This window comes from Erysipelatoclostridium sp. MSK.23.31 (assembly GCF_019125875.1).
Lineage (GTDB): Bacteria > Bacillota_I > Bacilli_A > Erysipelotrichales > Coprobacillaceae > Thomasclavelia > Thomasclavelia ramosa.
The window spans coordinates 132985-148166 of sequence record NZ_JAHOCB010000003.1; the positions used below are offsets into that span (position 1 = coordinate 132985).

The 15182-nt window shown below is 30.2% G+C and carries 13 protein-coding genes; 11 read left to right on the plus strand and 2 right to left on the minus strand.

The genetic code is table 11. The features are described from left to right. Nucleotides 1-51: 51 nt before the first annotated feature. On the plus strand, nt 52-1017 hold the full coding sequence (locus tag KSU54_RS03035; protein ID WP_029481676.1) for an AraC family transcriptional regulator: 966 nt from the start codon (nt 52-54) through the stop codon (nt 1015-1017). Between the two features lie 60 nt (nt 1018-1077). Here KSU54_RS03035 and KSU54_RS03040 read toward each other — a convergent pair whose 3' ends face one another. After that, nucleotides 1078-1635: a DUF3793 family protein gene (locus KSU54_RS03040; protein WP_003538648.1), complete on the minus strand. Its 558-nt coding sequence runs from the start codon at nt 1633-1635 to the stop codon at nt 1078-1080. Nucleotides 1636-1883: 248 nt separating this feature from the next. On the opposite strand from KSU54_RS03040, the gene pfkB reads away from it, so the two are divergent. The 6 genes from pfkB (at nt 1884) to KSU54_RS03070 (ending at nt 8279) form a co-directional block, all read left to right on the plus strand. Then, a complete protein-coding gene (gene pfkB / locus KSU54_RS03045) occupies nt 1884-2795 on the plus strand; it encodes a 1-phosphofructokinase (protein WP_003538645.1) in 912 nt (303 codons plus the stop codon). Continuing rightward, entirely contained in the window at nt 2795-4681 is a 1887-nt protein-coding gene (locus KSU54_RS03050; RefSeq protein WP_003538643.1) for a PTS fructose transporter subunit IIABC, read from the plus strand. Before pfkB ends, KSU54_RS03050 begins: the two co-directional genes overlap by 1 nt. Before the next feature lies 1 nt (nt 4682). Next, complete coding sequence (locus KSU54_RS03055; RefSeq protein WP_009008764.1) at nt 4683-5453, plus strand: HAD-IIB family hydrolase; 771 nt, start codon at nt 4683-4685, stop codon at nt 5451-5453. A 464-nt stretch (nt 5454-5917) separates the two neighbouring features. After that, nucleotides 5918-6706: a PHP domain-containing protein gene (locus KSU54_RS03060; RefSeq protein ID WP_003538631.1), complete on the plus strand. Its 789-nt coding sequence runs from the start codon at nt 5918-5920 to the stop codon at nt 6704-6706. A 202-nt stretch (nt 6707-6908) separates the two neighbouring features. Further along, nucleotides 6909-7514: a recombinase family protein gene (locus KSU54_RS03065; RefSeq protein WP_003538629.1), complete on the plus strand. Its 606-nt coding sequence runs from the start codon at nt 6909-6911 to the stop codon at nt 7512-7514. A 294-nt stretch (nt 7515-7808) separates the two neighbouring features. Next, entirely contained in the window at nt 7809-8279 is a 471-nt protein-coding gene (locus KSU54_RS03070) for a hypothetical protein (RefSeq protein WP_009299573.1), read from the plus strand. An 88-nt stretch (nt 8280-8367) separates the two neighbouring features. On the opposite strand, the gene KSU54_RS03075 is transcribed toward KSU54_RS03070, so the two are convergent. Continuing rightward, nucleotides 8368-9996 carry a VanW family protein gene (locus KSU54_RS03075; RefSeq protein WP_217751452.1) on the minus strand — a complete coding sequence of 543 codons (1629 nt, stop codon included), beginning with the start codon at nt 9994-9996 and terminating at the stop codon, nt 8368-8370. 254 nt (nt 9997-10250) lie between these two features. On the opposite strand from KSU54_RS03075, the gene serC reads away from it, so the two are divergent. The 4 genes from serC to licT all read left to right on the plus strand — a co-directional run bounded on the left by serC (nt 10251) and on the right by licT (nt 15065). Beyond that, complete coding sequence (gene serC, locus KSU54_RS03080; RefSeq protein WP_008792118.1) at nt 10251-11336, plus strand: 3-phosphoserine/phosphohydroxythreonine transaminase; 1086 nt, start codon at nt 10251-10253, stop codon at nt 11334-11336. A gap of 10 nt (nt 11337-11346) precedes the next feature. After that, nucleotides 11347-12510: a phosphoglycerate dehydrogenase gene (locus tag KSU54_RS03085; RefSeq protein ID WP_003538622.1), complete on the plus strand. Its 1164-nt coding sequence runs from the start codon at nt 11347-11349 to the stop codon at nt 12508-12510. A gap of 141 nt (nt 12511-12651) precedes the next feature. After that, nucleotides 12652-14076: a polysaccharide deacetylase gene (locus KSU54_RS03090; protein WP_117791985.1), complete on the plus strand. Its 1425-nt coding sequence runs from the start codon at nt 12652-12654 to the stop codon at nt 14074-14076. A gap of 161 nt (nt 14077-14237) precedes the next feature. After that, complete coding sequence (gene licT, locus KSU54_RS03095) at nt 14238-15065, plus strand: BglG family transcription antiterminator LicT (protein ID WP_117791986.1); 828 nt, start codon at nt 14238-14240, stop codon at nt 15063-15065. Nucleotides 15066-15182: the final 117 nt, after the last annotated feature.

The window sequence follows — 15182 nt, forward strand, 5'->3', positions numbered from 1 at the left end:
TTGCGTTTTAGAATTTACAAAGTTATCATAAATAAAAGGGGGAAGATAAATATGAATCAAAGCCTTTTGGAACAGCTGAAAATAATAACTGCTGAAGAACAGGCAATCTTAAATAATAAAGTAAATATTCAAAAATCAATTTATACTGGTAATGATCAGTTTATTGTTGAAAGTAAAAAAATGCTGGATAAACAAACTTTGATTTCAGTTAGAACCCATACTCGTTTTGCTGACTTCCCCTTGCATCGTCATAACTATATCGAAATGATGTATGTATGCCAAGGCTCAATTACTCATATTATTGATAATAAAAAAGTAGTTTTACGACAAGGAGAAATCTTATTATTGAATCAGCATTCTTGGCATGAAATAAAAAAAGCTTCAGCTGATGACATTGCTATTAATTTAATGATTTTGCCAGAGTTTTTTGATATGGTTTATACAATGATTGGATATAATAATATTATTGGTGATTTTTTAATAAATATTTTAAAACAAGATGAATGTCGTGGCGAATATTTACTGTTTAAAGTTGCTGATATTCTTCAAATTCAAAATCTAATGGAAAATATAATCTATTCATTATTGCAGAGTGAATCTGAATTTCGTCACGAACATCAAATTACAATGGGATTATTATTTTTATACTTGACTAAATATATTGCTCGAACAAAGAAAGGGACGACCAAGGAATTTGAAGAACTTTTAGTAGAGACAGTTGTTGATTATATTACCGATAATTACAAACATGCGACTTTGAATGAAATTGCACAAATTCTAAATCAGCCAGTTTATGCTTTAAGCAAGCTAATCAAACAACAAACTCAACGGAATTTTAAAGAATTATTGCAAAGTCGTAAATTTTATCGTGCTGAAGAACTATTGAGGGATACAAAACTATCAATCAATGACATTATCACAGCTGTAGGATACGAGAATAATAGTTATTTTTTTAAAAGATTTAAAGCAAAATATAAAATGACGCCAACTGCATATCGAAAAAAAATGAAATTGTGATTTTTAATATAATTATAAAAGCTATGACTCATGTCAAAATAACCGGTCATAGTTTTTATTTTAAACATGGGCTAATAATTGTTCAATTCGTTCTCCTTGACAAAAACGTCTTTTTAATTCTTGTGTGCATTTTTTATATCGGTCAAAAGTACAGAGGGTTTGGGGAACATGGCTATATACTTTCCAATATCCAATATATTTATAATCAGCACCGTTGATAAACCCTTTAACATCAGTCAAAGGGTACCCCAAAAACAAACCGATTTCATGAGGAAATTCACTACTATTCATTCTAATCTTTAGCCAATTTATTAGACTGTCGATATCTTGATAAGGGTAATGATAATTATTTAGAACAGCTCTAAATTTATGGTTATTAAAAAGGTTATTTAATTTTTCTTTTTGATAAACATAAATCATTTTTGAATTATTATTTTCATGAATAATCGAAATGTATATTCCTCTTTGATTGCATAGTTGGTTGTAATAATTTAAACACTCTTCTAATTCATTGAACTCATTGCTAATATTAAAAATATTTCCAGCTTTCATTTTTAATAAAGTAGGACTACAAAAAGTAACAAGTTTAGATTCAAATAATAATGCAGTTGATGGCATATAATCACTCCTTTTATATGGTTAGCTATGACTAACTATGTAAAAGATATCATAAATATAAGGTGATTTCAATTGTTTTTGTAAGAAGCTTGTTAATGGAGTTAAAATTATTATTAAGTTTAAATAATTAAAATTATAAGATTAAATTTCTTTATTTGAAAATAAATATTGACTCATTAATTTGACGGAGAATACACCTAAGTATATACTAAGAGTGGATTAAAAATTAACTTAAGGAGAAAATTAAGATGATATATACAGTAACGTTAAACCCAGCAATTGATTATGTAATTAAAGTAGATAATTTTGAAACCGGAATTGTCAATAGAACAAAACAAGAAAACATGTTTTTTGGTGGTAAAGGAATTAATGTTTCTAACGTTTTAAAAACTTTAGGTGAAAAAAGTACGGCGTTAGGATTTATCGCAGGATTTACTGGCAAAGCAATCAAAGAGGGATTAGAAGCTAAAGGATTAAAAACTGATTTTGTTGAAGTTGCCGGATTATCAAGAATCAACGTGAAGATGAAATCTGATAATGAAACTGAAATTAATGGGATGGGACCACAAATTAAAGATGCACAAGTTCAAGCATTATTAGGTAAGTTAGATAATTTAAAAGATGGTGATATTCTAGTTTTATCTGGAAGTATTCCAGGCAGTATGCCGGATGATATATATGAAAAAATTATGGAATATGTAAAATCAAAAAATGTTTTGATCGTAGTCGATGCAACTAATAATTTATTGATGAACTGTCTAAAGCATCATCCATTTTTGATTAAGCCAAATAATCATGAATTAGCTGAAATTTTTAATGTTGAAATTAAAAATAAAGAAGATGTCGTTGTTTATGCTAAGAAATTACAAACAATGGGAGCTAAAAATGTGTTAGTTTCGATGGCTGGAGATGGAGCAGTATTAGTCGATCAAAATAATGATGTACATATAACATCTGCTCCTAAAGGTGAGGTTAAAAATTCAGTTGGAGCGGGTGATAGTATGGTCGCTGGATTTATTTACGGTTATATTAAGACAAATGATTTCAAAACGGCTTTAAAACAGGCTACAGCTACTGGTAGTGCAACTGCATTCAGTGAAGATTTGGCATCAAAAGAAAAAATAGATGAATTATTAAAAACAATAAGTGAGGATGAATAATGAAAATTACAGATTTATTATGTCTGCAGGGAATTGATATGAATGGGGAAGTTGCTAATAAAGAAGAAGCGATCGATCACTTAGTTGATTTAATGGTGGGTACTGGAAATATTAGTGATAAACTAGCCTTTAAAAAAGGTATTTTAGCTCGCGAAGCTCAAAGTACAACGGGAATTGGAGAAGGAATTGCAATCCCGCATGCCCAAGTAGCAGCAGTAAAAAAACCTGGACTAGCAGTAATGATAGTTAAAGATGGTGTGGATTATCAATCATTAGATAGTCAACCAGCACGGTTGTTTTTTATGATTGCAGCACCAGTTGATGGTGGTAACATTCATTTGGAAACATTAGCAAGATTATCCGGGATGTTAATGGATAATGATTTTAAAGAAAATTTAATTAATGCTAGTGATGCAGTGGAATTTTTAAGATTAATTGATGATAAAGAAAATGAAATAGTGAAAGTAAAAGAAGAAACTGACGGTACTAATTATGAAGTTTTAGCAGTTACCGCATGTCCTACTGGAATTGCTCATACTTTTATGGCAGCAGAAAGTTTAGAAGCAAAAGCTAAAGAAATGAACATATTATTTAAAGTAGAGACAAATGGGGCAACAGGGCCTAAAAATGTTCTTACGGCTGAAGAAATCAGTAAGGCACGATGTATTATTGTGGCAGCAGATAAACAAGTGGAGATGTCACGTTTTGATGGTCGGCCTGTAATTATAACTAAAGTAGCTGATGGAATTAATAAAGCAGAGGAGTTATTGTCGCAAGCAATAAATGGTAATGTAGAAATTTATCATCATCAAGGAGATAAAGTGGTTAGTAGTTCTGCCAATGAGGGAATTTGGCGAAAATTATATACCCAATTGACAGATGCTTTAAGTAAAATATTGCCAATCATTATTGGATCGGGAGCATTGATTTCAATTGCTTCATTAGCAGCAAGTTATAATTTATTTGGAATCAAACAAATTTATGATAGTATTTGGCTAAGTAACAGTTATATTCTGGGGATAACCGTTAATGGGATGATCGTTGCTTTATTTGCTGGCTTTATTGGTCAGGCAATTGCAAGTCAGCAGGGATTTGCAGTAGCTCTTGCTGGCGGGGCTGCAATGTTATTAAATAATATGTATCTACAAAATATGCCTAGTCCTGGTATTTTAGGTGCAATCATAGCGGGCTTTATTGGTGGATATGTTGTAATTTTATTACAAAAAATTTGTCGTAAATTGCCAGAATGTTTAGATGGTATAAAGCCAACAGTAATATATCCGATTTTTGGGGTCATGATTACGGGTGTTTTATCATATTTGATTAGTCCTTATGTTGGAAGTCTAAATCAGACTATTAGTGTATTTATTGGTAGTATGGATATTGTTTATAAACTAATTTTAGGAGTTATTGTTGGGGGAATGATGTCTGTTGACATGGGTGGCCCAGTTAATAAAATTGCTTATCTTTTTGGAATAGCTCAAATTGTTGAAGGTAACTTTGATGTTATGGCTGCTGTAATGGCCGGCGGAATGGTACCGCCATTAGCAATTGCAATTAGTACAACTTTCTTTAGAAATAAATTTACATTAACTGAACGTAAACTAGGTTGTCAAAATTACTTAAAAGGCTTAATGTTTATTTCTGAAGGGACAATTCCTTTTGTTCAAAAAGACCCCCGCTTAGTAACATTAGCTTGCATTGTTGCTTCAGCAGTAGCTGGTGGTTTTTCAATGCTTTATAATTGTGGAATTAGAATTCCTCATGGTGGAATCTTTGTATTACCATTAATAGCGCATCCTTTTAGATATATTGTTGCTTTATTAGCAGGAAGTCTTTGTGGAGCTGTTATTTATGGATTCTTTAAAGAAATTGGAGAAGAATGATATGAAATATATATTTTTTGATATCGATGGAACTTTGACGGATAATACAACTGGAAAAATTGTTCCAAGTGCCCAAGAAGCCCTAGATAAATTACAAGAAAATGGTAATTTTGTAGCTATTGCAACGGGACGCGCTTATTATAAAGCTAAAAACTTTCTTAAAGAAGTTGGTTTAAATAATATGGTTTGTAATGGTGGTAATGGTCTTGTCATAAATCATCAGTTAGTAAAAAATGCACCATTGGATCGGCAAAAAGCATTGGCTGTTATTGATGAAGCAGAAAATTTAGGCTATGGAATCCTAATAGCTCCATTTGATAGTATTGATGTATACAGTAAAAATACGTTATTTTTAAAACAAGCAGGTTATCGAAAAGAACCAACACGTTATACAATTGATAGTGAAATAAATTATCATAATTTAGAAAATATTTATAAAATTTATATTTCTATTCCAGCTAGTGAAGAAACACGATTAACATTAAAAGATACGTTAGGTTCATTACGTTTTGAACAAGAATATTTAATGTTTCAGCCAGATGATAAAAAGCAGGGAATAGTTGATATGATTGCGATGATAAAAGGAAATATTGATGATGTTGTAGTATTTGGAGATGATTATAATGATCTTGTTATGTTTGATGAACGTTTCTATCGAATTGCGATGGGTAATGCCTGTGATGAATTAAAAGCTAAAGCGGATTATATAACTGATCGCAATACTAGTGATGGAATTTATAATGCTTGTAGGGTGCATGGTTGGATCAAATAATCGAAGGATAAAATTTCTAATTATTTGTTTTAGATTAGTTCACATTTAATTCATAGAGTGATGCTAGGATAATAGTGTCGAAAGACAAACCAGAATAATATGTAAAATATATTAATCCCCTCATATATGTTTTACAACCTGAATGATGGATGATTCCCTCTCCCAAAAACTCATCCATCCTATAAGGAGTCTCCCCTGGCTCCTTTTTTATTTTAAAAAATTATACGGTTCACATTTAATTCATAGAGCGGTGCTAGGATAATAGTGTCGAAAGACAAACCATAATAATATGTAAAATATATTAATCCCCTCATATATATTTTACAACTTAAATGATGGATGATTCCCTCTCCCAAAAACTCATCCATCCTATAAGGAGTCTCCCCTGGCTCCTTTTTTTATTTTATTACTGTACTTTTTTTTAAGAATTGCATATAATCATAAAAAAAGAAGGGGTGATAAAGATGATTGACGGACATATGCATTTAGAATATGGGGATCTAAATAAAGAATATGTATTAAAGTTTGTTGATGCAGCTGTTAAAAAAGGTTTGACAAAGATTCAAATTTTAGATCACACACATCGTTTTAAAGAGTTTGAAGAGATTTATACAGAATTAAAAGAAGAGCCATTGCAAAAAAAATGGCTAGAGAATAAAGCAATGAAATTTAAGGATACTTTAGATGATTATGATAAATTAATTGAGGAAGTTAAAGCATTAGATTTGCCGATTGAAGTTACATTTGGTTTAGAAGTATGCTACGTGCCTAAACATGAAAAGAAGATTGGAGAAGTATTAGCTAACCATAATTATGATTTTGTTGTTGGGGCAATACACTCAATTAATGGCAGATTATATGACATGAATTTCTCTAAAGATATTTTATGGAATAAATTTGATGTTGATGATATTTATCGTGATTATTATGAATTGATTTTTTCATTGGTTAAGTCTGATTTATTTACGCAATTAGCACATCCAGATACAATAAAAATGTTTAATTATTATCCAACCTATGATTTAACACCAACTTATCATCAGTTAGCTGATTTGTTGGTTGAACATAATGTAAAAGCTGAAAATAATACAGGATGTTATTATCGTTATAATCATAAAGATATGGGATTAAGCGAAGAATTGTTAAAGATATTAAAAGAACATGGAGTATCGATGATTACAGCAAGTGATGCTCATCAACCAGATCATGTTGGAACTAACATTGCTGATATTTATGAAAAGACGATGTTATAATTATAAATTAAATTTTATTAGTTAAACAGAAGCGATAGTTTGTTGATTATTGTTTCTGTTTTAATTTTATCGTATTACGATTATAAAAATGGATTTATCACTGCTGACGATGTAAGATGCAAAGAATCCCTAAATAATTAGCCATTTATAGCATTCTAACTTTCCCTATGCCATAATTTTTACTCGAGGAGGAAAATATAGAATGGAATATAACAAATATGGATATATACGGGTATCAAGTAAAGACCAAAATGTTGATAGGCAGATTACAGCTTTAAAAGAGGTTGGACTTACAGGGAGCCAGCTTTATATTGATTATCAGTCCGGTAAAGATTTTAATCGTCCTCATTATCAAAAACTTCTTCAGGTTTTAAAACAGGGAGATATTTTATACATTAAATCAATTGATCGTCTTGGACGTGATTATGATGAAATCATTGAACAGTGGCGTTATATTGTCAAGAAAATCGGAGTAGATATTGTGGTAATTGATTTTCCTTTATTAGATACACGTGAAAAGCATGATGGAATTACGGGTAAATTTATTGCAGACTTAGTATTGCAAGTGCTTTCTTATGTTGCTCAAATAGAACGCGAAAATACACGTCAAAGACAAGCCGAGGGAATTCGTGAAGCTAAACGTAGAGGCGTACGATTTGGAAGACCAAAATTAACGATTCCCGACGATTTTGAAGAAATTTATTATTTATGGCGAAAAAATGTAATCAGCAAAGCTGAAGCTTCGCGTCGTTTAAGTACAAATAATCATACCTTTACTAGATGGGTAAAGGATTATGAATCAATATAAATAAAGTTATTTAAGTAAAAACAGGAAAAAATGTAGACCTTTTTTCCTGTTTTTTTCAATCATAATATTTGTGAAAATTAAGAAAATATCTTATTTAAGTTTGTTTATTTAATTATATATTCTATGTGAGAAAAAGTCTACTTTGCTTCCTAAAAAGAAATACTTTATATTACAAAACACTCGAATACAAACCCTGATATTTGTATTCGTAAACAATATTTAATTATTTTCAAGTTTACAGAAAATAAAGTATGTTTTAATGTAATGACTTGAATGGTGGAAAGGATAAAAGAAGTGGAAAGAATTATTATTAGAAAAGATATGATTTTAACAACTATTCTTATTTTATCCATAATTCCATTTTCATTAATTATGATAAGCATTCCAATAGTAGCTTCAGGATTTATTTCGAATGTATCATCAGCTATCATGATATTTTGTTTATTTATATTTGGGGTGCTAGAGTTCTTTTCTTTGGTAATTGTAATAGTTGGAACTATTGAATTATTAGAATTGATATTTTTTGGAATGAAAAAGTTTGTAATTGATAAAGATGGTATCACTTCTTATAGGCTATGGAAAAAAGTGATTTTATGGCAGAAGGTTGCGGAAATTCAGCTGCACCATGAGCCTTTTTATTTTCTGATAATTCTTGAAAAGAATGGTAAGAATATGGAAATAAATCTAGCCAGTGCTTCGTTAATGATTTCAGAACAAGAGATATATCAGTATTGTTTAAAAAAGTGGAAGATTGCACAAAAATAAAATAATTAAAAAGATTATTATTTTATGTAATAATCTTTTTAATTATAGAAAAAGGTGGAAAAATTCCACCAGTATTTAATTTAAGATTCTACGATGTTTCATTATTGGGAATGGTAGGCGTTTCTGGTTGTGCTGGAGTTGTAGGTTCAGTTGGTGCAGGCGTAGCTGGTTCAGTTATTTTCATAGTACCTCTTAAAATAATTTCCTCATGTCCTTTATATACACTATATGCTTCTTCATTTGATGAAATTAAATTGCCATTAGCATCATAAACATAACGCCATGATTTTGCTTTACTACCTGGAGTTCCTTTTTGTTTTACTTTTGTCTGTCCTTCGGGTAATGTAGGATCGTCTTCATATTTAGTATTATAATTAGTTGAAGCAAGTTTTTGACTTTTTAGCTCAACACGAATATTATTAACATTAGTACCTAAAATTTTAGTTGTTAGACGACTATTTTCATAAGAAGCGATGATCTTAATAGGATAAGCCTGGTCATTTTTAAATTTAAAATCAGGGCCACCCCAAGATACTGTAGCATCACGACCGATTGGAACATAGCCAGAAACAAAAGTATGATTAGTCCGCTCAGTAATCTTTAGATTAGCGTACAATACAGCATTATACAAAGTTGATGATGTCTGACAGATTCCACCTCCAACTTCTTGCACAGTCTCTCCATTTAAATAGGCTGCAGCTTCACCGAAACCATTTTCTTTCGTTCTTTTGCCAACAACATTATTATAAGAGAATTCCTCACCTGGCAATAAAATAACTCCATTGCATTTATCACCAGAAAGTTTAATATTATTTTTACGAACTGAAGTACCGCTGACGTTAGTCGCATATTCACCTAAAACATCTTTAAATAAATTTTGTTCTAACATTTCTTTGGTTATTTCAGGTTTAATGATCGTAGCATTTAGGGTAAACTGTTTACCTTCAGTAGTTTTATTGTATTTAGCAACAGCATCTTCTAAATCAAATTTAGCACCTACTTGGCTATCGATGATTTCATAATTGTTATTTTTATCTAGAGTAGCATTTTTAGCTTCCTTTGATAAATTTTCATGAATTAGTTTTATTTCTTCATCATTAAGTTTATGTTCTACTGGAGAATATTTAATTTTCCCTTTAAAATCATAATTATTTAATGCCTTATTAATTGTATTGAAAACTGATTCTAATTCTGCTGTTTTACCGGATTTTCCTTTAGTGAAAATAATTTTATCATCTTTAAGTTCATAGTTAGTAGGAATCAAAGTACTATAATTTAGAATTTGACTATTAGTAATTTTTTCATTTAAAAGATCTTTATTTTTTATTTTTACCCCAACTGTATAATCATGATTAAACAAATAGTTATATCCTCGTCTGAAGAATGAACTATTAGACTGTTTAGAAATTTTATCTACAGCTTTTTTACTATCGAATGTAAGATTATCAGTTAAATCAACTGGGTATTCTTGTTGATCGAGTAATAAAGTTAAAGTAGGGGGATTTAAATCATTTTGATATTGTTGTTCTATAGCCTTACGTGCTTCTTCTTTATTCATATTACCAACTTTAATACCATTGATAGTTGTATTTGAAACAAAATTGTCTCCCCCTGTTACTAAACATAAAATAAGGTATAGTATAAGGGCAGCTAGGATGACGAGGCCACCAATAACAAAGTAAGCTTGTTTTTTCAATTTTAGTTTTTTTCTTTTCATTTTTTCTCTCCTATATGTACCTTTTCATCATATCTTAGAAATGTATTTAATTCAATTTATTTTATCGTAAATGTAGTTAAAATATCGTGAATTTATCAAATGTTCCAGCATATAATGAAACTGATAATTACTAAGAAAAATAGCTTTTTTATGAAACGATGTATAATTGTATACAATTTTTTACAAAATCCCTTTACAAATTAGATTGTATACAATATAATAGACTTCACATACAAGAAAGGAAAGGTATATATATGACTGAAAAGAGAGTACTGAATTTTTCTGCAGGTCCTTCAATGTTGCCTGAGCCAGTTTTAGAAAAAGCTGCTAAACAAATGTTGAACTATGAAAATAGTGGGATGAGTGTTATGGAGATGAGTCATAGATCCTCTTCCTACTTAGACATTTTTGAAAAAACAAAAGGGTTATTAAAGAAAGTAATGAATATCCCTGATGATTACAAAATTGTGTTTATCCAAGGGGGAGCAACACAACAATTTTCAATGGTTCCATTAAACTTATTAAAAAATGGTAAAGCTGATTATGTTGTAACTGGAGCTTTTAGTAAAAAAGCTGCAGCCGAAGCAAAAAAATTTGGGGAAATTAATATTGCTTATGACGGAAGTGAAAACAATTTTAAACATATTCCAACTCAAGACGAATTGAAATTAGATCCTGAAGCATCTTATGTTCATTTATGTGCAAATAATACAATTTACGGAACTGAATGGAAATATATTCCAGAAACTAATGGTGTTCCTGTAATTGCGGATATGTCATCAAATATTTTATCAAAACCAGTGGATGTTTCAAAATTTGGAATGATTTATGCAGGTGCACAAAAAAATATGGGGATCGCTGGATTAGGAGTAGCAATTATTAAAGAAGATTTATTACAAAAAGTTGCTGCGACAACACCAGTATTATTAGATTATAAATTGATGATTGAAAATGATTCAATGTATAATACTCCGCCTGCTTATGCGATTTATGTATTAGGACTAGTTTTGGAATGGATCGATAGTATGGGTGGACTTGAAGTTATGCAAGAAAGAAATATTAAAAAAGCTAATCTTCTTTATGATTATCTTGATAGTAGTGATTTCTATATCGCACATAGTGATAAAGATAATCGTTCTTTAATGAATGTTACTTTTACTACACCAAACAAAGATCTTGATGCTAAGTTTGTTAAGGAAAGTATTGCCGCGGGTATGACTAATTTAAAAGGTCACCGTTCAGTTGGGGGAATTAGAGCATCTATCTATAATGCTATGCCATTAGAAGGTGTTGAAAAATTAGTTGCTTTCATGAGAGATTTTGAAGCAGCAAACAAATAGGAGAATAATTATGTATAACATAAAATTATTAAATAAAATATCTAAAGTAGGATTAGATGGATTTGATGAAAATTATGCTTATAGCGAAGAAATGACTAATGAAGATGCTATTTTGGTTAGATCAGCTTCTTTACATGAATATGATTTTGGGGAAAATCTAAAAGCTATTGCAAGAGCAGGAGCAGGAGTAAATAATATTCCACTTGATGATTGTAGTGAAAAAGGAATTGTTGTATTTAATACACCGGGAGCAAATGCTAACGCTGTTAAAGAACTTGTATTATGTGGATTATTTCTCTCTTCAAGAAAAATTGTTGAAAGTATTCGTTGGATTGATGGTCTAAAAGACGATCAGGATATTGCTAAAACAGCAGAAAAAGGTAAAAGTAATTTTGTTGGACCAGAAATTGAAGGAAAAACTTTAGGGGTAATTGGCTTAGGTGCTATTGGAGTAAATGTTGCCAATGCAGCTATTAAATTAGGAATGAAAGTAAAAGGTTATGATCCGTATATTGGCGTAAATGCGGCCTGGGCTTTATCTAAGCATGCTCGTCATGCAGCTTCTTTAGAAGAAATTTATCAAGAATGTGACTATATTACAATCCATGTACCTAGTACTAAAGAAACAAAAGGTTTCATGAACAAAGAAGCATTTGCACAGATGAAAACCGGTGTCAGAATTTTAAATTTTGCTCGTGGTGATTTAGTTAATAATGAAGATTTATTAGCTAATGTTGCAAGCGGTAAAATTAATAAATATATTAGTGATTTCGCTGCACCAGAATTAATTGGACAAGAAAATATTATTATTCTTCCACATTTGGGTGCAAGTACACCAGAATCAGAAGATAATTGTGCAAAGATGGCGGTTGAAGAAGTTTGTGAATATTTAGAAAACGGAAATATCATTAATTCAGTAAACTTCCCAGGAGTCAATCAAGCAAGAATGTCTAAAACAAGATTATGTATTATTAATAAAAATGTTCCTAATATTTTAGCAAATATTTCTAAATTATTTGCTGATCATAATTTGAATATTGAAAATATGGTTAATCGCTCTCGTGGTGAATATGCATATACACTAATTGATACAAATGATGAAGTTCGACCTGATATTATTGAGCGGATTGAGTCGGCAAATGGAATTATTAATGTCCGTGCTATTATTGATTAATAATGATTAAATACTTATCTGATTATAGATAAGTATTTTTTATTTAGTTGATTTTTATAAATAGTTTTATTGACAAAGATTGTAAAATACTGAGGTTTGACATATACTAAAAGTATATAAATTAGTTAAGGGAAAGATATAATGAAAAAAATTAAAAATTTAACTATAGGAAATAAGATTGTAATTGTATCAGTATTACTAGTCATAATAGTTGGTGGAGTAGCAACATATTTTTTAACCCGCTCACCGATAGTCTTTAAAGCGGATATTATCAAAGTCGAGATTAATGATAGTTATGATGTGATGAAAAATATCGCAAGCGTACGCAATGGAAATATTAAAGATGTAAAAGCTGATATTTCTAAAATAGATTATAATAAGTTGGGAAGATATCCAGTAATCTATATATATAAAGATAAAAAATATGAAGCAACGATCGAGATAGTTGATACTAAAAAACCACAGTTTGATGTTGTTGATCTTGATATTGATTTAGGAATGAAAGTTGATCCTGCAAGTATGGCAACAAATATTAATGATGCAACAAAAACTGAAGTTTCTTTTAAAGAAGATTATGATTTTAGTAAAGAGGGAACTGTTGAAGTAATTATTCAGGTTAAGGATAAAGGAAATAATGTAACTGAAAAGAAGGGAAAAGTCAAGGTTACTAAAGATAGTGAGCCACCCCAAATTACAGGGTTAGAGCCTTTGACGATCGTGATAGGGGCAAAAACAGATTATAATAGTGGTGTCAGCATTAGTGATAACCGTGATCCCGAACCAAAATTAACGGTTGATTCTAGTAATGTGAATATTCAAAAAGAGGGAACTTATACACTTATTTATATAGGGATAGATCGTTCTGGAAACAAAATAGAAAAGCAGCGTGAAATTAAAGTAATTGAAAAGAAAGCAATTGGAAGCAATAATCAAACAAGTGATAAAATCGTTTATTTAACTTTTGATGATGGTCCATCAGCTAATACCCAAAAGATTTTAGATATTTTAGATGTTTATGGAGCAAAGGCGACATTCTTTGTTACTGGGAATAATAAACCTTATAATCATTTAATTAAAACTGCTCATGATAAAGGACATACAATAGCGTTGCATACATATAGTCATGACTATAAAACTGTTTATGCTTCACCAGAAGCTTATTTTGACGATTTAACAAAAGTCGGTAATATGGTGAAGGATATAATTGGGTTTGTACCCAAATATGTACGCTTTCCTGGAGGTTCTTCAAATACGGTATCACGTAAATATTGTCCAGGTATTATGACTGTATTGTCAAGGGAATTAATCAATCGCGGTTATCAATATTATGATTGGAATGGCGATTCTACAGATGCTTCAGGAAATAATGTAGCAGTCAGCAAGTTAATTGCTAATGCTACATCAAGCAAAGCAAATAACATTAATATTTTATTTCATGATACAGCTGCCAAATCAACAACTGTTCAGGCTCTACCGGCAATAATTGAAAATTATAAAGCACGTGGTTATCGCTTTGAGGCAATTACAGATAGTTCGTTTGTGCCGCATCAAGGAATTAACAACTAATTTTTGATATATATGATTGGTAATTGACAATTAATTTTGGAAGTGCTATCATAAAATTACAAAGATTGTTACTATTCAATCAGGCTAAACTTTGATGGATATATATTTTTTATATATATTATTTGAGTTTGGCTTTTTCTATGCAAAAAAGGAGGTGTCTTATGATAATTCATAAAATTATTAATAATAATATTGTAAGCTCACTTGACGAAAATCATAATGAAATTATTCTTATGGGAAGAGGTATTGCATATCAAAAATCACGGGGAGAAGTTGTTCTGGATGAAATGATTGAAAAACAATTTTATTTAAAAAATGATAAACAAAACAATCGCTTCCTTGAATTGATTAAGGATATTCCAGTCGATGTTCTTAATGTTACTGATGAAATTATTGATTTTGCACGGAAAGGATTGGATAAAGAGTTGAATGATGGAATATATATAACTCTTACTGATCATATAAACTATGCTATAGAGAGATATTTACAAGGAATTAATGTTCAAAATCCGCTTTTATGGGAGATTAGGCAATTTTATCAAGAGGAATATAAGATCGCAGCAGAAGCTTTGAAAATAATTAACCAAAAATTAATGGTTAATTTATCAGAAGATGAAGTTGGTTTTATTGCTCTACATTTTGTCAATGCTGAACTTAATAGTGAAATGGAAGAAGTAACTCAAATTACCAAAATTATTCAAGAAATACTTAATATTGTGAGATATCATTTGAAGATATCATTTGATGAGGATTCTCTAGACTATCATCGTTTTGTGACACATTTAAAGTTTTTTGCAAAGCGGCTGATGTTTGGTGAAAAAGAAGCTAAAAGAGATGATATATTATTTGACATCGTTATTGAAAGATATCCAGAAGCATTTGAATGTGTAAAAAATATAGAAAAACATGTTCAAAAAATTTATAAAAAAGATTTAAGTCAGGCGGAAAAATTGTATTTAACTTTGCATATTGCAAGATTAAAATATTAGGATTGTTATTGCTTTGGCAAGCTAAACCTAGAATAAAAACATGATTGAATACATGTTTTATTGGCTCCGTGTCAATAGTGGAGGGGCTTAAGAGATAGCGAAAGCTATCTCTTTTCT